The organism is Aliiglaciecola aliphaticivorans, assembly GCF_054782055.1.
Genome location: NZ_BAAGTF010000007.1, coordinates 135108 through 153650, shown reverse-complemented (window position 1 = coordinate 153650; position 18543 = coordinate 135108). Strand labels below are relative to the sequence as shown.

20 protein-coding genes are annotated in these 18543 nt (G+C 41.5%); 8 read left to right on the top strand and 12 right to left on the bottom strand.

What is annotated here, in order from left to right; all coding sequences use genetic code 11:
• Positions 1-5: 5 nt before the first annotated feature.
• On the top strand, positions 6-467 hold the full coding sequence (locus tag ACYVIL_RS04995) for a hypothetical protein (protein WP_460311784.1): 462 nt from the start codon (positions 6-8) through the stop codon (positions 465-467).
• A 21-nt stretch (positions 468-488) separates the two neighbouring features.
• Here ACYVIL_RS04995 and ppk2 read toward each other — a convergent pair whose 3' ends face one another.
• Positions 489-1262 (bottom strand): polyphosphate kinase 2, encoded by a 774-nt coding sequence (gene ppk2, locus ACYVIL_RS04990; protein WP_303475349.1) that lies wholly within the window; start codon positions 1260-1262, stop codon positions 489-491.
• 216 nt (positions 1263-1478) lie between these two features.
• On the opposite strand from ppk2, the gene ACYVIL_RS04985 reads away from it, so the two are divergent.
• Positions 1479-2372, top strand: coding sequence for a hypothetical protein (locus tag ACYVIL_RS04985; protein ID WP_460311783.1), 894 nt, complete (start codon positions 1479-1481; stop codon positions 2370-2372).
• A gap of 83 nt (positions 2373-2455) precedes the next feature.
• Here ACYVIL_RS04985 and ACYVIL_RS04980 read toward each other — a convergent pair whose 3' ends face one another.
• The 6 genes from ACYVIL_RS04980 to ACYVIL_RS04955 all read right to left on the bottom strand — a co-directional run bounded on the left by ACYVIL_RS04980 (position 2456) and on the right by ACYVIL_RS04955 (position 5620).
• Positions 2456-3115, bottom strand: a complete 660-nt coding sequence (locus ACYVIL_RS04980; RefSeq protein ID WP_460311782.1) for an NADPH-dependent FMN reductase — start codon at positions 3113-3115, stop codon at positions 2456-2458.
• A 63-nt stretch (positions 3116-3178) separates the two neighbouring features.
• Positions 3179-3619 carry an OsmC family protein gene (locus ACYVIL_RS04975; protein ID WP_303475345.1) on the bottom strand — a complete coding sequence of 147 codons (441 nt, stop codon included), beginning with the start codon at positions 3617-3619 and terminating at the stop codon, positions 3179-3181.
• Positions 3620-3697: 78 nt separating this feature from the next.
• Positions 3698-4282 (bottom strand): SAM-dependent methyltransferase, encoded by a 585-nt coding sequence (locus ACYVIL_RS04970; protein WP_460311781.1) that lies wholly within the window; start codon positions 4280-4282, stop codon positions 3698-3700.
• A 120-nt stretch (positions 4283-4402) separates the two neighbouring features.
• Positions 4403-4687, bottom strand: a complete 285-nt coding sequence (locus ACYVIL_RS04965; protein WP_303475343.1) for a hypothetical protein — start codon at positions 4685-4687, stop codon at positions 4403-4405.
• A 65-nt stretch (positions 4688-4752) separates the two neighbouring features.
• Positions 4753-5067: a hypothetical protein gene (locus ACYVIL_RS04960; RefSeq protein ID WP_460311780.1), complete on the bottom strand. Its 315-nt coding sequence runs from the start codon at positions 5065-5067 to the stop codon at positions 4753-4755.
• A 124-nt stretch (positions 5068-5191) separates the two neighbouring features.
• Positions 5192-5620 (bottom strand): Rrf2 family transcriptional regulator, encoded by a 429-nt coding sequence (locus ACYVIL_RS04955; RefSeq protein WP_460311779.1) that lies wholly within the window; start codon positions 5618-5620, stop codon positions 5192-5194.
• Positions 5621-5739: 119 nt separating this feature from the next.
• Here ACYVIL_RS04955 and ACYVIL_RS04950 point away from each other — a divergent pair, with 119 nt between their 5' ends.
• Positions 5740-6942, top strand: coding sequence for an NnrS family protein (locus tag ACYVIL_RS04950; protein WP_460311778.1), 1203 nt, complete (start codon positions 5740-5742; stop codon positions 6940-6942).
• Between the two features lie 17 nt (positions 6943-6959).
• Here the strand turns inward: ACYVIL_RS04950 and ACYVIL_RS04945 are convergent, their stop codons facing one another.
• The 4 genes from ACYVIL_RS04945 to ACYVIL_RS04930 all read right to left on the bottom strand — a co-directional run bounded on the left by ACYVIL_RS04945 (position 6960) and on the right by ACYVIL_RS04930 (position 12375).
• Positions 6960-7631, bottom strand: a complete 672-nt coding sequence (locus ACYVIL_RS04945; protein WP_303475337.1) for an SOS response-associated peptidase — start codon at positions 7629-7631, stop codon at positions 6960-6962.
• Between the two features lie 104 nt (positions 7632-7735).
• On the bottom strand, positions 7736-8800 hold the full coding sequence (locus ACYVIL_RS04940) for an alkaline phosphatase D family protein (RefSeq protein ID WP_460311777.1): 1065 nt from the start codon (positions 8798-8800) through the stop codon (positions 7736-7738).
• Positions 8797-9948, bottom strand: coding sequence for an alkaline phosphatase family protein (locus ACYVIL_RS04935; protein ID WP_460311776.1), 1152 nt, complete (start codon positions 9946-9948; stop codon positions 8797-8799). The genes ACYVIL_RS04940 and ACYVIL_RS04935 overlap by 4 nt, the downstream gene beginning before the upstream one ends.
• Before the next feature lie 72 nt (positions 9949-10020).
• Entirely contained in the window at positions 10021-12375 is a 2355-nt protein-coding gene (locus ACYVIL_RS04930; RefSeq protein ID WP_460311775.1) for a TonB-dependent receptor domain-containing protein, read from the bottom strand.
• A 260-nt stretch (positions 12376-12635) separates the two neighbouring features.
• Between ACYVIL_RS04930 and ACYVIL_RS04925 the strand changes: the two genes are divergently transcribed.
• The 5 genes from ACYVIL_RS04925 (at position 12636) to ACYVIL_RS04905 (ending at position 18135) form a co-directional block, all read left to right on the top strand.
• Positions 12636-13301: a glutathione S-transferase family protein gene (locus ACYVIL_RS04925; protein WP_303475333.1), complete on the top strand. Its 666-nt coding sequence runs from the start codon at positions 12636-12638 to the stop codon at positions 13299-13301.
• A 42-nt stretch (positions 13302-13343) separates the two neighbouring features.
• The gene (locus ACYVIL_RS04920) at positions 13344-14519 is read left to right on the top strand and encodes a dipeptidase (protein WP_460311774.1); all 1176 of its coding nucleotides are present in this window, start codon (positions 13344-13346) and stop codon (positions 14517-14519) included.
• A 111-nt stretch (positions 14520-14630) separates the two neighbouring features.
• Complete coding sequence (locus ACYVIL_RS04915; protein WP_460311773.1) at positions 14631-15527, top strand: ABC transporter ATP-binding protein; 897 nt, start codon at positions 14631-14633, stop codon at positions 15525-15527.
• Positions 15524-16267: an ABC transporter permease gene (locus ACYVIL_RS04910; RefSeq protein ID WP_460311772.1), complete on the top strand. Its 744-nt coding sequence runs from the start codon at positions 15524-15526 to the stop codon at positions 16265-16267. Before ACYVIL_RS04915 ends, ACYVIL_RS04910 begins: the two co-directional genes overlap by 4 nt.
• Positions 16268-16290: 23 nt before the next feature.
• Positions 16291-18135 carry an amidohydrolase family protein gene (locus ACYVIL_RS04905; protein WP_460311771.1) on the top strand — a complete coding sequence of 615 codons (1845 nt, stop codon included), beginning with the start codon at positions 16291-16293 and terminating at the stop codon, positions 18133-18135.
• 36 nt (positions 18136-18171) lie between these two features.
• Here the strand turns inward: ACYVIL_RS04905 and ACYVIL_RS04900 are convergent, their stop codons facing one another.
• On the bottom strand, positions 18172-18528 hold the full coding sequence (locus ACYVIL_RS04900) for a hypothetical protein (RefSeq protein WP_460311770.1): 357 nt from the start codon (positions 18526-18528) through the stop codon (positions 18172-18174).
• Positions 18529-18543 lie beyond the last annotated feature (15 nt).

Below are 18543 nucleotides of genomic sequence, written 5' to 3'. Positions count from 1 at the left end.
GTACAATGTCATCCGCACCAATTCAACTTGTCGGTACAGTGATACAAGGACACCAAGTAGCATCCGGAAGGGGCGTTGATACTCCCTATCCTGCCGGCACGATTGAAATGCAGAAACCTTTTTTTAGACGCTTAGGTTTAGATCTTAGCCTATGCTTTAACGGCACCTTAAATGTACGACTCCCCATCACTGAATTCCGCATTTTTCGCCCTACTTTTTGCTTCGAAAAGGTGCTTTGGGCAACAGGGTTTAATTCAGAAACCTTTTCTTTTGTTGCATGCCAAATTGAATTTCAGACTCAACAGTATGATGCTTGGGTTTACTACCCTCATCCCGAGACAAAAACTCAGCATTTCCAACAGACTAATCTAATTGAAATTTTGGCGCCTTATGTCAACAACCTTGCCTATGGCGCACAAATAACCTTGCACTTTCCCCAAGGGAGCATTGACTTTATCCCCGAGTAAAAGCTGATTAATAAACTGTTGTTAACTGCTAATTTTACCATTGTGTAAGTTTTGCGGAGTAAACTGAAAAACCACATTTTCGTCAACGGCATTGTGTTTATTTAGATTATTTTTGTAGTCGATAATTGATAACAAATGGCGAATAACGTTTATTCTGGCTTGTTTTTTATCATCGGCACTTACCACATGCCAAGGCGTAGTGTCGCTATGACTGCGATTTAGCATTTCATTTCGCGCTTGGCTGTATTCATTCCATTTGGCGATGGCGACTTCGTCGATTGGACTAATTTTCCATTGTTTTAATGGGTTTGTACGTCTATCTTCTAAACGGGCAATTTGCTCTTGTTTCGATATATCCAAATAGTATTTCACAATATGAATGCCAGACTCAATAAGCATGCGTTCAAACTGAATTACCATTTGCATAAAATGTTGATACTCAGCTTCGCTGCAAAATCCCATTACTCGTTCAACTCCCGCGCGGTTGTACCAACTTCGATTCATCAATACCATTTCTTGGGCACTGGGTAAGTGACTGACATAACGTTGGAAGTACCATGAATTGGCTTCGCGATCTGAGGGTTTCCCTAAGGCAACCACTCGCGTATCTCGGGGACTTAAATGCTCAGTGATGCGTTTGATAATTCCATCTTTGCCTGCTGAATCTCTGCCTTCAAAAATCACCAACAGTCGCAAATTATTATGAATAATGTGGTTTTGGAGTTTGACTAATTGAATCTGCAGGTCACGCAAAATACTTTTATACTCTTTTTGCGTCATCGATGATGTATTCATTGTATTTTCCGCCTTTTAATCTCGATTACCTTAGTTATAGCCTTTTACGCGGCTAAATTAAACTAAATAGGATGAAGTCTATTTCATTAATTTAAGACTTAAAACATGAATAGATACTCACTTAGATAGCCCTCACCATGTTTGACCTGCCCCCTATAGTTAATGATATATTTGGTTTTAATCATAAGGAAGAGTTAACAAGAATAGGGAAGTAAAATGAAATTTAAAAAGTGCTTAGTGTGCTGGTTGTTTGTTGGCCTCACATTATTAAGTGGTTGCGCCTCAACACCCTACGCCATTATAGATGGTACCCGCAGCAAAGCTTCTGATTTAGACAACTATGACGTTACCATTGTCTCTATTGATGGAAAAATGGAAGTTGGAAAACAGGTAGAAAATATTGAGCCCGGCTTCCACTATATCAATTTGGCTACCACCAAAAAAGTCAGAAGCAAAGTGACAGAATTACGTATGCTCCCTTTGGATGCAAAGGAGTGTATGAGATATGTAGTAACGGCACAGCATGACAATAGCCTAGATGATGAATGGGAAGTAAAGTTACTTAGAGAAGAGCCTATTTTATCTTGCACGCCGAGTGAAAAATCGGAAAAAGAAGACGTTTTACCCGCTTATTTAGCCCCCAACTTAGCCACTATATGTATTGAAATAGACGCGCTTGAAAACACCATTAGCCCGGTTGATTTATACCCGTCAATTAAGCAGTGTATTTTGCAAGGAAAAGAAGACGTAGCAATCTATAATTACGTGTTAGCCAGTGCGTATGGTATTTATGATTCAAAAAGAGTGGTTGATCAAACATCTCACCAAGCTATCAATATTATTCAGAAACATTCAATTTGGTCACTCACCGCCCTGGAGCAAGATAGCTTTCAACAAAAATTAACCGCATTCATTGATTCACCTGAGTCAATGCAACTCGCCTGCAATTTTATCCAAAAAGTTGGGAAGCCCGAATACACCCCAGATTATATGATAGAACACGGAGTTAAAAAGCTCACAGATGAAAATCCAGACGGACTGGTGAATGGTTTTGCAGAACAATCAACCTGGTCTTCCATATTATTAAATCAGCTCAAATGTACAGGTTAACCTGAAGCACAAACTGGCCCCCTGTCAGTTTTGTGCCCGAGAAAAAACAAGGTTAGCGATTATTAATTGCAGATTAAGTCGAATCAAGGCGCATTTCGCTGCGATGGATTGGCTTTGAAATCCTTCACCATTTTATGGGGGTCCACTGCACTTTGGTGTTTTGTGGCAGCTTCTGCCCACCAAATTAATTGGTTGAAAGTACGGGCAAAATAATTAAACCACGAGGATTGCTGTTCATGCTCGAGGGGCGAACCATCGGCTGCAAATACCTCTTGGGCTTTGGGCACATGGATCATTGCCGAGACAGGCAAACAACCAAGCTCAGAAAGAAAGGTTCGCATACCTACAGCAGCCCGCATTCCCCCCCATTGCCCTGCTGAGTATGTCACTATGGCACTGGGTTTATAAGAAAATAAAGAACTACCAAAGTGATTAAGCAAATTAGCTAATGCCGGACTCATAGAATGATTATATTCAGGGCTAACCATGATATAACCATTACAAGATTCGATTTTATCAGCCAGTTCATTCAGCTTAGCAGGGGCTTTACTTCTCGGGTAAGCAAACTGGGGTTTGAAAACCCCTTCCAAGGGGTAGTCTAGCGCATCCACTAATTCGAAATCGTGCTCTGGGTAGCGACTGTTTAAACATTCAATACAGGCTCTCGATACTCGTTCACCAAGACGAGCAGGTTTAGGAGGTGTACTATCGCGAACCGTACCTAAAAAAACCAAAAATTTCATACACTCTTTCCAAACACTAAAATGGAAGCCTTTATTTTAGACTTACTGATTTACTATTGGAGATCATTCATCGCTATACACAATCTCGCACTCAATACTTGTGCTGCAGGATATTGAGTTACGAATTAGGCACTTTTCATCTGATTTAATCAGCAACCTTTCTGCATTATCTTTATTTTCAGTAGCTGGAATTACCAATTTAATTTTTGAAATCACCTTAGTGAATTGTATGGTTCCATCAACTTTGTCCAATTCGCCCTGAGATGAACACTCAATGGTATGCCATTGCAACTTGCCAACTCTGGCGATGGCTCTAAATGACAAAACAAAGCAATTCGCAATTGACGCCATAAAAAGATCTTCCGGCGACCATTTATCTCCCGGCCCACCAAACAATGAAGGCGGTGCAACGGGTATATCGGCTAGGTTTTCACATTTAGCTGTTAAGCTGCCAGACGCATTGCCTTGTGCAACTACGGTGTAATTATGTGGAAGATCTTGCATGTGTATAGTCTCCAAATTATTTGAAATAGTTATCATCAGCCAGCAAATGGTTCGCAAATTAGTTGTAAACTGCCAACCTTACTTAGTCGCGATTACCTGTATAACGGCCCCTCTGCCGGTGTGATATTTTCCTTCGATCACGTCTCGTTCAATCTCTTCTAAGTGGTTAAAGTTCAATCCATCAAGATCTGTGAGTATGGATTCTTTGCTTGTCATGGAATCGATAGATTTGCCGCCGCCAGTTCCATGCTTCAATTGCTCAGGCGTATAGGCCTCTAACATAAATACACCACCTGCTTTTAGTCCATTTACGGCCTTTTTGTATACACGACTTCGCAATTCAGGCGGTAAAGGGCAGAAAATAGAAAGAACCCCATCCCATACTCCCTCATGGATATTAAATTCGGCCAAGTCAGCGTGAATAAGTTCAATTTCCACACCATTCTCTTTAGCCAACAGCTCGGCTTTTTCCAACCCCACAGCAGAGGCATCTACCGCCGTCACAGCATACCCTTGTTTTGCTAGAAACACGGCATTTCGTCCTTCACCTTCAGCAAGACTCAATACCTTGCCTTTGGGTATGACCGGGAAATGCTCGGCTAAGAAGCTATTCGGTTGTTTGCCATAAGCATAATCTTTGTCCGTGTATCTTTCATCCCACATTTAGCACCTCATTGATTCATATCAAACTGATAGCAATAAAATCCCTAACAGCATGCTGACGAAGCAGCTTGATTCACGTCGTAGAGAGTCTTATAGAAAAAACACTCATTTATTTAGTCTTTAATTATCTACTTTCACATCGTCAACATCAGGTGGATCGCCAGATTCTTCATTTCGTTTTATTTGTTCACGCTTTTGTTTATCTAAACTTTCTGTTGCCGAAGGTGGGATAGGAAATAAAGAAATAAGTGGGAATACGGCTAAAAAAACAAAGGCCCCCTTGGAGTTAGATTTTGCCCACATTATTAGTTTGCTTAAGGCAATGATAAGTATTGGAAATAACAGTAGCGCGAACAGCCCAATAATTTCTTTGCGATAGCTCCCTAGCTCACTAAGTAACTCCATTTAGCAATCTTCATTTCTAATCCAGATAAAGTATAGATGGGACTAAGTCAGTAAAATTAAAGGGGTTATTCTTTGGTTTTTTGATATTCCCAGGACACTATGGCAGCGCACAAACCACTTGAAATTAAACAAAGCACACCAACTACAAAGCTAGCACCACTCATGGCCCAAACCACACCACGGTAACCAGGCGTTTTCATGGAAACAATCAGACCACTGGGATCACCTGCAAAGGTTTGTGGACCCGCAAAAATACTAAAAACAAGTAGACCAACGGAAGCAATCAACGCGAGGTTGCCAATAAAGCCGAGCAAACGAACCGTCAGTAATAATGAGCTCAAGTTTTTTGTTGTGAGTTGATAGTAAGGATAAAATTTCATAAAAGTCCTTTTTAGTAAGTCTAGAAACGTGACGAGTCTAAGCCTCATAAATTAGCTTAGATCACTATTTGTCAATGTCAAAAAAAGCCCTTTGGTCAGCTTAAGATAAACCCTAAACTGTTGTTTACTGAGAAAATATTTTCAATAAATTTCTTTGTTCTGGTACTAAAAGATCGCTTAAATAATAACTCCGCAAACTAGTAACAAAGGCTTGAGTGGCTTCGGAAAATACGTTTTTTAATTTGCAGGCGGGAGAGATACAACACGGAGGCTTATTGCACTCGACAACCTGCATAGAGTTTTCTAACAGCAGAACTATTTCACCAATATTAATTTGCTCTGGAGGCAGATTTAAAAATACACCGCCACCTTTTCCTCTTTGGGTTTGGATAATCTTTGCTTTACCCAACTGATGCACAATTTTATTTAGGTTATTTCGAGAAATATCATAGGTTCGACTAATTTCGTCAATACTTGCTTTGCGTCCAGCAGGTAGCAAAGCTAAATAAATAAGTGTACGTAATCCATAATCTGTATATCGAGTTAGTTGCATGTTTGCTTACCTAAAAACGGAGGAAAAATTGCTCACAATTGACACTACTATATAATACTTTTAATATGCACCTTATAAAAGATACATATTATAAGTACCTTAAAGGGTTTACGACTAACATGAATATTTCTGAGCCAAAAACTGAACACGCCATACCAGCCATTTGGAGGCAAGCATTCAGACCTTTATTTTTGATGGGCAGTATTTTTGCTATTTTGAGTATGGCAACCTGGGCACTATGGTTAACTGGAAAGGTTTCATTTTCCCCATACGGTGGCATGTATTTTTGGCATGGTCATGAAATGCTATTTGGCTTTGTCTCGGCCATCATAGTCGGTTTTTTGCTAACTGCAGTGCAAAATTGGACTGGGTTACGGGCAACTCATGGAAGTTCATTAATTGTACTGTTCTCATTGTGGTTAGCTGGTCGCTTATTGATTGTTTTTAACCCGTTACCCATTCAGTGGTTGACCGCTATTATTGACGCAAGCTTTTTACTATTAGCTGCCGTTTTTATGGCAAAATTAGTCCTCAAAGTAAAACAATATCGAAACCTGATATTTGTTCCTATACTCGCACTGTTGGTGATGGGGAACCTTCTTACTCATTGGTCGGTATTGGCTCAGCAGCCTGAATATTATAGGTGGGGAACCTACACTACGGTAATGACAATCACCCTTATCATTAGCATCATTGCGGGGCGCATTTTTCCCATGTTCACAGCCAATGGTACTAATACCAAAAAGGTTGCCAATCTAGAATGGCTGGAAAAAATAGTGATTGGATTAACATTAATCTTAGCTTTGTTATTTCTAACCAACTTATCCAGTTATTTACCCAAAATGGTTATGGCAGTTATATTTGGACTTGCAGCTGTGTGCCATACTATTCGAGCATTACGCTGGCGTCCTCAGGTAACCTTCGGCGCTCCTTTGGTTTGGTCATTACATTTAGCCTACTGGTTTGTACCCGCTAGTTTAGCTTTGTTTGCTATGCATTTTGCCGGTGGCAATATTTCCCCATCAACCGCACTCCACGGTTTAACTGCTGGTGCCATAAGTTCACTCATCTTGGCGATGATCGCAAGAATATCCTTGGGCCATACAGGCCGGCCGCTGCAGCCCAGGAGAACTATGACATTTGCATTTATGATGATTATATTGGCGGGGATCAGCCGCGTGAGTGTTGAATACTTGCAAGAGTTCACCAGCGCTAATTTATATGTAGTCGCCGCAATTTTATGGGTATTTGCCTATTTGCTATATGTTCTAGGCTACTGGAAGATTTTGACCAGCCCAAGACCTGATGGTCGCCTCGGTTAATCTTTAAATGAGTTTAATTAAAAGCCAAAACCTTGTTGGATTTGGCTTTCAGGTTCCGTTTCTTGGATCAGTTCCGCTCCTTGATTGCTGGCTTTATTGACTTTGCTTGAAACCGGGTAGTAACGGTAGTCATCAGCATAGGGCAGCCACGCAATTTCCTCACTTTGCTGTTGCTCTGCCACAAACCATTGCGTCGCAAGCTTCTCATCAAACATCAGTGGCATAGCGTGATGAAGGGGCTTTAGTTCACCTTCTGAAGGACGGGTTATGATAGTAAACGAACCAGGGGCATCTATTCGTGGGGATTCATATAAACCACCGAATAGAATTGGATTACCATCTTTACGACACACAAAGTAGGCTTGTTTGTGTCCATTTTCTTGGCGCCATTCGTAATAGCCCAATGCAGGTACAATACAGCGTTGACCGGTCTCCCAAGCATGTCGAAATGAAGGCTTTTCACTCAAGGTTTTAAGACGGGCATTGAAGGTAGAAAATTCAGTATTGGCAGTTTTCACCCAACTAGGTAATAAGCCCCAGCGAAATACTTCACATCCATCAGGTGTAATTATTGGCGCCATTTGAGTAGGCGCTATGTTAAAACCCAATTCAGCCTGAGCAGGCCAGTCAGATAAAATATCTGCCCAGCCATGCATGGCTCCAATATGATTCGCGTACCTACCGCACATTAATTATTCGCACCTTTAATGGTTTGTAAATGCAGTATGGCAAAAGAAACTCAGGATTAACAGCATGCTCAAAAACACATAATAAGGTGCCCAGCCAACCTGTTTTAAAACACTAGATGTTGTTGTAATAATAAGTCACCTTGAGTGTCTTTGAGACTCAAGCTGACCTTAATTTCATTTTTTGTATCATTTGCGTTAGGCCACTGAATATCAATTTGTCCAAAGTTTGCATCAATGAATGCTTCGCCTTGTCGGTGCTCATTAGGACTGATTTGGTGCCAGCTTTCCGTTAAACCTGAAGAAGTCAGCTCCCATATGGATTGCCCTTTTGCGGTTTTATCTGCTGATAACTCCCCCCAATGTGTATCACCGCTAATCGCAAACAAGTTATGAATATTCAACTCATCAAATAAGGCTAGCATGCGTTCACGCTCTTGGGGAAAGTTAGCCCAGCTTTCCCAGCCAGTAAATTCAGAGATGAACTGGATACTAGACACCAAAATACGTAAATCAGCTGGCTGTTTTAATTGTTCTTCTAACCACTGCCACTGAGCCTCACCTAAGATCATGCCCTTACCAGAAGGATCAGGTTCGTAAGGGCCTAAATTATTAGGCGATTTAATTTTTTCATATTGAGTTTTCGATACTGCATGAAGTGCACTGCGATTCCAGCGCAAATCCAATAATATCACTTGTACTTGCTGTCCTGGCGGCCCGTATATATAGGCTGTATAAGCGCCGTCTTTGCGCCTGCGTCTTTGGCTGTCAGCAGGCTCTTTAAAATAATCTAACATAAGTTGTTTGGAGACTTCCTTTTGAGGATACTCAACTCCACCATCGTTTACACCAAAATCATGGTCATCCCAGATCCCTATCACTGGTGTGGTTTCACGCAATTGTTTAAAGCCTGAGACATTAGCTTGTTTTTGGTATTTTTCCGCCAACACCTGCATATCTTCTGTATCACCGTAAATATTGTCGCCCAACAGCATAAACAGATCTGGTTGTTGTTGATTAATTGATGCCCAAATAGGTTGTGGTTTATCTTGATGCACACAAGAACCAAATAAAATCTTGGTCATAGGTTTAGTCGTTGCTTGCTGGGCGAAGACAAAACCATGGGAGTTCAATAGTAAAATGAAGCAAACAGTATAAATATAGATTTTCATTGCGGGTTTACCTCAATAGCTTTACCAATGTCATCATTAAATTGTTCAGACTTAATATTCAACAAACTAAGGGCAGTAGCGGCAACTTGGTCCAAACTAAATGTTTGTGTATTTTTTTGCTCTCCTAATGGTTGATCCTTTGCCAACATTTGCTTTACGTCAGGCCCCATAGCCGCGAACCAAATTTCGTTTGAACCCACTATGCCATCTTTGAACTCAGAGCCTGCATTAATATAACCTTTTACCGCTTCAGGGCTGCCATGGTGTGGCCAGCTTTTCAATGTTTTTCCCCGTCCGTGATCAGTGGTAATGATGAGGTTAGTTTTTCCTGCGTATTCGGGCATACTTTGTAGCTTTTGCCATAAACCAGCAATTAAGCTGTCAGCACGATGCAGTGCATCGGCATATTGCCAATAACTGCCATTGTGTGCAAAATCATCAGTTTCACCTAATGCCAAATACAATACTTTGGGTTTAAATTGACTAACATATTCCTCAGCGAATCCCACTGTAAAAGCATCTAAGCGTACGTTATGCCAAGGACTCGGGATGTTTTGTTGCAAATGGTTAAGCCACTCAGTTCTTTCTGACAGGTTTTGCCATTGTGCCGATTCAAAACCGGCATTGATTGGCAAGCCACTTCGTTGCCGATTAATGATGGCCGGAAATACATCCCAACTACCAAATACAGCAACCTTTTGTTGATACATTGCCTGTTGATTCAGCCATTCCAAAAACGTCACATTTTTGTTGTTATTAGCAGCATTATCTCGAATCCTAGAGTCCGCTTTACCGGTTAAAAGCTCGTTATATCCAGGGTATGAAAACCACATGGAATTGCTAACCGTCATGGCAGAATCGATATCTCGATTGCCCAGCAGTAGTCCATTGTTTGCAATTGTTGACCAAAGGAACGGCATCAGCTTCGCTCTTTTTTCATTTGCAGAAGAGCCGCCAAACTGGTCAAGTTGGCGCTGTTTAATAGCAGGATTAATATGTTGGCTGTACAACTTGGGGTCATAACCTCGATACACATCCTGCCAGCGAACCCCATCAAGAGATATTAGAATAAGGTTTTCAGCACTACGGGCCAACGAACTTGCCAGTAAAGTAGATAAGCATAAAATCATCAACAGGGGGCGTTGCATGTAATTTCTCCATAAAAAAAGGGCTGCAAACGCAGCCCAAAGACACAGGGTCACACATAAAGCAGTTTTAAATTAGAATTTCACCATAGCGTTAAACGCAGCGGTGCGCGGAGCTCCAATCCAGGCCGATTGACCAGAAATACCACCTAAATAGCTCTCATCGAACATATTGTTTACGGTAAGGCGAAGCTCAATAGAATCCACACTTTCGCCCAGATCATCTATTATTACACCAGCATAAAAATCAGAAACTAAATAAGCATCAGCAACTTGCGTATTCGCCGCGTCGATAAAACGCTCATCGACCCATTTTGTAGATAATCCTGCGATGTAATTATTTCTATTCCAATCTACAGAAATAACCGCCATGTGTTCAGCTGAACCAAATACCGTATTGCCAACAGGGTAATCAATTGAACCATCGGTATATTCAGAATCATTTTTAGTAAATGAACCGTAAACGCTCAAGTTATCATGCACTTGAATATTGATACTTGCCTCAATACCGCTTGAATCGATGCCCCCCACGTTTACATAACCGCCATTGGTACCGATTAAGAAATCGATCCCTTCTGGTGAATCAGGTGCAATAAAAGTTAGTCTGTTTTCGAACTTAATCGAATAATAAGTCAAACTAGCGGTCACAATGTCGCCAGTATATCGAACACCTAAATCAAGATTTTCTGCGGTTTCAGGAGAGATATCTCCTAACTGAGACGAATCACGTTCTAGCACTGTATCTTTAATCGCTGCAAAGTTTTCTGCATAACCCGCAAACACTTCTAACCCGTCAAGACCGGTTTGAACCACTAAGCCACCGCTCAACAATACATCTGAGTCTGATGAAATACTTACGTTTTCGGTCTCGCCAAAGTTGTCGCTACGTTCTAAATCAACATAAAATTGTTTTACACCAAAACGTGCGGTGAACATGTCACCCTCAAGTATATTTTCCAAATACATCATGGTTGTTTCAACGGGGAAAGAACGGTCATATTGCACCCAGTAAGGCGTATTGTCGTATTCGTAACCGGTTCTTGAGTCGATTACTTTATGCCAGTCCCGAGACTCGTTGCGATCATAATCTTCATACCAAATTCCGCCACGAAGGTTATTTTGCATATCATTTATTTGTGCAATCCAAGAAAAATCAGCATTAAAGCCAATACGCTCTTTTTCATAATGAGTATGGCGATAAGAACTAACAGGCAATGCACCAGATGCATAACATGCAGGATCATATTCAGCGCCAGCTCCACCATACGGGAAAGTGATTGAACTCACACATCCATCAGTGGGTGATAAAGCAACACCGCTGGCATCCACAAAAAAGATTTGCGATAGTGCACTGCCACCTTCTACAGTATTACCAGAAACCAACTCAGAATTTGGCTGACTGGTACCATCAGCTTCCACATCAACAACGTATTGTGGGATCCAATCACCACGACCTTCATTGTAGTGGTAGTAGGCATTTGCATTGACAACCACAGAACCAAACTCATGTTCTAATTCAATATAAGCAAAGCGATTTTCCCGTAGTGTTGACCATCCTTTACGATACAGTTGATCAACATAAGGAATACCTGTCCATTCAGACGTTAAGCGATCCCAATCAGGATTTTGTACGAATTGATCCAAACTTACCCTTTGGTAGTTGTCTTCATGGGCATCATCCCAAGAAAAATATGCGGTTAAATCGGTGTCGCCATAACTGCTGACGATTTTTGCGGCAATGTGGTCGCGGGTATTTTCCGCAGATTGATTAACCCAATCGGTATTGCTGGAACTTGAAACACTAAACCATGCATAAGTGTCTTTAGCAATTTCGCCAGTTTCATATCGCACAAACATTTTTTGCGCATCGAAATCACCTAAAGTAGTGCTAAAAATCATTTGCTCTTCGGCACCGGGATCAATAGTGACGAAATTTAAAGTGCCGCCTAATGCTTCATTAGAGCGAGATGCAATATCAGATGTACCTTGAGATACTTCAACAGTAGAAAGATTTTCAGTATCGATATAGCGGTTCGCTTTAGCACCACCACCATAGTTGGAATTACCGTTGGCAATGCCGTCAACCGTAATACCTATTTGTTGTTCATCTTGGCTTAACTGAAAACCACGAATGGAAACAGTGGTTGACCAATCATCTGTTCCAAAAGTATCACCTTCATTAATTAACACACCAGGTAAATTATCGATAACAGATAAAACACTGGTAAGCGAGCTTTGCTGCAATAACATCGTCTCAGAAGTTTGATTATTAGCATAAGAAACACTTTTTCCGATAACACTGATTTCTTCTATTTCAGCTTCTTCTTGGACGTTTTCCTGGGCAAAGGAATGTTGGGCATATAAGGCTGCAGCCACGAGCATTCCAAGGCTCGAATATTGAAATGGTAATAGTTTATTGTTGCGCACCATGATTCCCTTTTTATGTTTAATTTTCGGGCGCTAGAGTGCTAGGAACTCATGACAGTAGGGTTTAATTTCAATGACATTTTGAATAAGGTTTTACTACAAAAAAATGAAAGGAACACTAATTTAACAATAAAAAACAGTAATTTAAGAAAAGTTCATCAGGTAATTTTCAGGTCTTATTCACAACTATAAGTATTCAAATGTTGCGTCTTTATACACAAAGCAGCACATTAGGAATGTCGATTAAATGCTTGGAGAATTTTATGCTTAAGTTATATGGATTTGCCGTTAGTAATTATTTCAATATGGTAAAAATGGCGGCTGCTCTGAAACAAATTGATTGCGAGGATGTGATCACCTACCCTAATCAAACACCTGAGTATTTGGCCATTTCTCCCACAGGTAAAGTCCCCGCACTGGAGACCAATGAAGGTGTGTTAGTTGAAACCAATGTGATTCTGGAATATTTAGATGAAAACTACCCGGGCATTGCGTTGTATCCCAAAGAACCTTTCCAAAAAGCCAGAGTTAAAGAGCTGGTTAAAATGATTGAACTCTATATGGAGTTGCCCGCCAGACGCTGTCATGCCGAAGCATTTTGGGGCGTTCCAGGTGAAGATATCACTAAAAAAGAAGTTAAACGCGCATTGCTAAATGGTATCCAGGCTATTTCAAGAGCAGCGTCTTTTTCTCCGTATATTGGCGGTGAGCAAATTAGCGCAGCTGATATCGTATTTCTATATTCTGCCGATCTTGCTGCTAAAGTCGCGGCCAAGTTATTTGCGATTGATTTGTTAGCGGAAGCACCTGGTGCTAAAGAATTACTTGCCAAATTAAATGAGATGCCCGAAGCTAAAGTTATTGCTCAAGCACGTGCTGAGGCTACGCCTGCATTTAACGCTTATTTGCAAAAAGCGTTTCAAAAGTAGCCCATATTCACTTTAACCTTTGTTACCCAACCTGGAGTACTTATGAAAAAAACACGGATTGTTGTTGCCCTAGCAGCCGTTGTAGTAATAGCTTACGTAGGCGTTCGAACTTTTGTCCCCAGTGTAATAGAAGGACAAATGAATCAGGTTCAACGAGGACAAAGCAATAATGTCGATGAAACTACCTTAGCGTTCCACAATTCGCTGATTGTGGGTGATTGGCACGCCGATACGCTTCTTTGGGACAGGGATATTGCTGAGCAAGCTGAATTAGGTCATGTTGACATTCCACGGTTGCAAAAAGGCAATGTTGCGCTGCAAATGTTCACCACTGTGACCAAATCTCCCGAGGGGCTCAATTACGAAGAAAATGCCACGGATGCGCCTGACAGCATTACTAAATTATCCCTAGTGCAGGGCTGGCCAATGGCGACATGGACGAGTTTAACAGCTAGGGCAATTCATCAGGCAGATAAACTTAACCAACTAGCCCAGCAACATCCTGACGATTTGATGATTGTTACCTCACAGTCTTCTTTGGCAGACTTTTTAACGAAGCGTGAAAGTACCCCCAAATTAGTAGCAGGCTTACTCGGCACTGAAGGTTCTCACGCGTTAGATGGCAAGCTCGAAAACATTCAGGTGTTGTACGATAAAGGCTTTAGAATGATGAGTTTACAGCACTTTTTTGATAATAAACTGGGCGGCTCACTGCATGGCACCAGTCAAACCGGACTGTCCGAATTTGGCCGTCAAGCGGTGGAAAAGATGCAAGCACTGGATATTATTGTCGATGTTTCACATTCATCAGAGCAAACGGTTAAAGATGTCTTGGCGATCAGTCAAGCTCCTTTGGTCATCAGTCACACAGGGTTTAACGGGCATTGCCAGTCGAAGCGCAATATAGATGACAGCTTGATGCAACAAATTGCAGATAAAGGTGGCCTAATAGCAGTGGGATATTGGGATGGGGCTATATGTAAAATTACGCCGAATGATGTGGCCGACGCGATTATTTATGGCTTAAAATTGGTGGGAGAAGATCATATTTCCCTAGGCTCTGACTTTGATGGTGGCGTGACCACCAGCTTTGATAGCAGTGAATTAAGTGTTATCACCCGCGCTCTGCTACAAAAAAATGTTTCCAAACAAAGCATTGCTAAAGTAATGGGCGGTAATATGCTGAAATTCTTACAAAAGCAGTTACCTGCAAACTAAATTTTAAGTTCTTTTTTATCACTTCAAAACAAAAACGTGACTTTTGTCACTTGTTTAGGTCAGCAAACTCGATAAAGTTTGCTGACTATTTTGTTTTTGTAGGAAGTAAAAATGGATCACTCCCCTCCCATACTCATAGCGAAAGATTTAACAAAGTCATACGGTAAAGTGGCAGCCATAAAAGGCGTCAACATCAACCTTCAAGGTGCAGGCGTATTTGCCATTCTTGGGCAAAACGGGGCAGGTAAAACCTCACTGATAAAATGTGCTCTGGGGTTAGAAAAAATGTCTTCCGGTAGTTTACAGATAATGGGATACCAGCCAGGTAGCCTGCAGGCAAAACGCCAAATTGGGGTGATACTTCAGGACTCTGATTTACCCGATTTACTGACTGTACGTGAACAAATCACCTTATTTGCCAGTTACTATCCCAGGCCATTTTCCGTCAATCAAACCATTCAGATGTGCGAACTTCAAGCTTTCGCAGATAAACGCTATAAAAATCTATCCGGAGGCCAAAAAAGGCGAGCTCAATTTGCTTTAGCCATAGTCGGCAATCCACAACTTACCTTTTTAGACGAGCCCACAACAGGTTTGGATATTGAAGCCAGACGGAATCTCTGGGCTATTATCCGACAATTTGCCAACCAAGGTAAAACCATAGTCCTAACCACTCATTATCTAGAGGAAGCGGAGAATTTGGCCGATCGGATAATGATTATGAACTCAGGTGTAATTGTCGCTGATGCTTCACCTAATGATATTAAGAAGCAAACCACGGGCTCAGTTATCCGCTGCGAAACCCAAATTTCAAAAGATGTATTACAAAATATAGCAGGCGTAAGTTCAGTAATGAATACTGGAAGGTATACGGAAATACGCAGCGACAATGTCAATCAGTCACTTAGTGAAATGTTGCAGCTCGATCCGCTACTGTCGGATCTCACTGTGGCTCAACCTAAATTAGAAGATGTTTTTAGCACCTTAAGTCAAGGAGAGCAGTCATGAACAGAATTTGGCAATCATTCGTGTTAGAAACTGGCGCTGAACTATTAAAAGCTTTCCGGGCACCTGAATTTATATTTCCCACATTGGGCATGCCGGTGGCATTTTACTCGCTATTTGCCATCTTGCTGCCGGGAAGCAGTAACAACTCGGCTCACTTACTCGCCACCTACGGCGTGTTTGCGGTAATGGGACCTGCGATATTTGGCTTTGGAATAAGCGTTGCCAACGAACGTGATAAAGGCTGGTTAGATTTGAAATTAGCAGCGCCTAGTCAAGGGTTTAGCTATATTGGAGCTAAAGTTTTCAGCACCCTTCTCTTCTCAAGTATATCACTAATTATCATATACTTAGTTGCAGGTTTTGGGGCAGGTGTTGCGTTACCCCAAAGCACTTGGGCGATGATGTTAGTTTCACATGTACTAGCGACCTTTCCATTTATATTGATTGGCCTAATTATTGGCTTTAGTTGCTCAGGAAACGCTGCAATCGCCATTTCCAATGTCATCTTTTTGGCTTTAGCTGCCCTCGGCGGCTTGTGGATACCAATGATGTTATTTCCACAAAGCATGCAAACATTTGCGCATTTTTTACCGACTTTCCATCTAAGTGAAATCGCTCTGTTTATTTTAGGGGCCAGTGGAGAAAGAGACGTTGTTTATCACCTAATGATTGTCGGTCTTATGAGTATTATTTTGTTGTTATTGACCACCCTAGCCTGGTCAAAGCAACGTAGTCATTAATGTATTAAAGGGAAGCAGTTACCATGATTAAATATATATTTAGTATTGTTAGTGCAGTAGTTATCACAATGTTGATTACGCTGGTTTTTATATTACCCACTAATAGAGACAGCGCCAATGCTGACAGTGAAAATCAACAAGCAGATAATACATCGGCTTTGACCAATACGTTGTTATTCAAAAATATTAGATTATTTGATGGCACAGAGTTCATCGAAAACACCAATGTCTTAGTTAAAGAGGGGCTGATTGCAGACATATCAAAATCAATTGATATCCAGCATCTTGGCGATATTCGTGTGATAGAAGGACAAAACCTGACCGTATTACCCGGCATAATCGATGCCCATACCCATTCTTATGGGAATGCTCTCCAAGATGCGTTACGTTTTGGTGTCACCACCCATTTAGATATGTTTACCAATGAAATGGGCTTATTAGAAAGTGTTCAGCAACGACAGAATTTACAACAGACCGATAAAGCCGATTTATTTAGCTCTGGTACTCTGGCTACGGTTGATGGAGGCCATGGTACACAATATGGCTTCGCCATTGATACAATTCAGAATATAGACGGGGTTGCGGCTTGGGTGACAAGGCGGAAACAAGCGGGCGCTGACTATATCAAACTCGTGTATATGCCTAATCAGCAATACATGCCTAGTTTAGACAAAGCAACCGCCCTGGAAGTGATAAAACAAGGTCATTTACAAGGGCTAAAAGTATTGGCGCATATTTCCAGTTTTAGCGCAGCTAAAGATCTAATTGAGGGTGATATTGACGGATTAGTGCATATTTTTGCTGACCAAGTGGTCACTAGCGACCTGTTGGCAATAGCCGCTGAAAAAGATGTTTTTATTATTCCAACGTTGGGGGTCATTGCATCGGTGAATCAGCAAAATCGCAATAGCGAATTATTAGCCGATGAACGCATATCTGGCGCACTTTCGGCTGCGCAAAAGGAGACCTTACAAGTTAGTTTTAGTCATGCCGCCAGTGGCTTCGATTTCGCCATTGCCAAACAAAATGTCAGTTTATTCCATCAAGCTGGTGTAACAATACTAGCAGGTTCAGATGCGCCTAATCCGGGTACCGCATACGGAGTAAGTGCATACCATGAGATCATCTTACTGACTGAATCCGGATTAACTAATGCGGAAGCGTTGGCGGCAGCTACAGGCACTACCGCCACACAGTTTAGCCTCGAAGATCGCGGTGTAATTGCAGTAGGTAAACGGGCTGATATGGTAGTCATTGAAGGGGATCCTAGTCTCGATATCGATACTATTTTCAATCTGAAACATGTATTGAAAAATGGCTATCTAGTACAACAAGATTTGCCTCAAAGCCAGCAAGGGGTTGCCATTGAAAATCCAATGTTAGGAGATTTCGAAACTCAAGACAGTTTGCAACCAAACGAAGGGTTTAACTGGACTCAAACTCATGATGGTTATGCCAATGGCAACTCCACAGCAACAATCACACGAGTAGGCAATATAGGGGTTGATGGTAGCGCCGCCTTGCGAGTTGTCTCGACTGTCGAAGCTGGTTTTCCATATCCCTGGGCGGGAGCAGTAATTGGTGATTTTTCACCTCCCATTAGTGCTGCAGATATAGCCGCATACACCCATATTACATTTGATGTAAAAGGCTCTAAGGGAAACTATCGAGTTATGTCGTTTTCGGCCACCTCTGCCAATATTCCGCCTTCTCAGAACTTTGAAGTGAGTCCCCAATGGCAGCACATTCGCTTGCCGTTATCAGGCTTTAAAGGTTTGGACCATACCCAAGTATCCGGCTTTGCATTTGTAGCAGGCCCTACCCTTGGAGAATACGAATTTGTGTTAGATAATGTGAGCTTAGAATAGAAGTTGAAATATTCAATAGAAGGCTAGTTGCGCCTTCTATTGTTGTTCATCTTGTTGCAGCAATGTATCTAGCTCCTTTGTTTGTTTATTCGCTGTTTCAATTAGCTGTTGTTCCGCCAATCGCTGCTTTTCAGCCGCTATTGCCATTAACTCTCCTTCCGATTGCTGCATTTCCAACTCAGCACTCTCTTCGAGAGCTGACTGTACTAGATCATTTGCAACCTGCGAGTCTTTCAGTAGTTTTTGCTCAGCTTCTAGCTCCAATGCTTGATCCTGTGCTTGTTGCTCCTCGAGCAACTCTTCTGGGCTTTTTTCCTTGTTTAACTCAGTAGGAGCGGGATTACATGCCGTTATGCTGACAAGTGACAAGATAAAGAGCATATTTATACGCATGTCTAGTTCCTAATA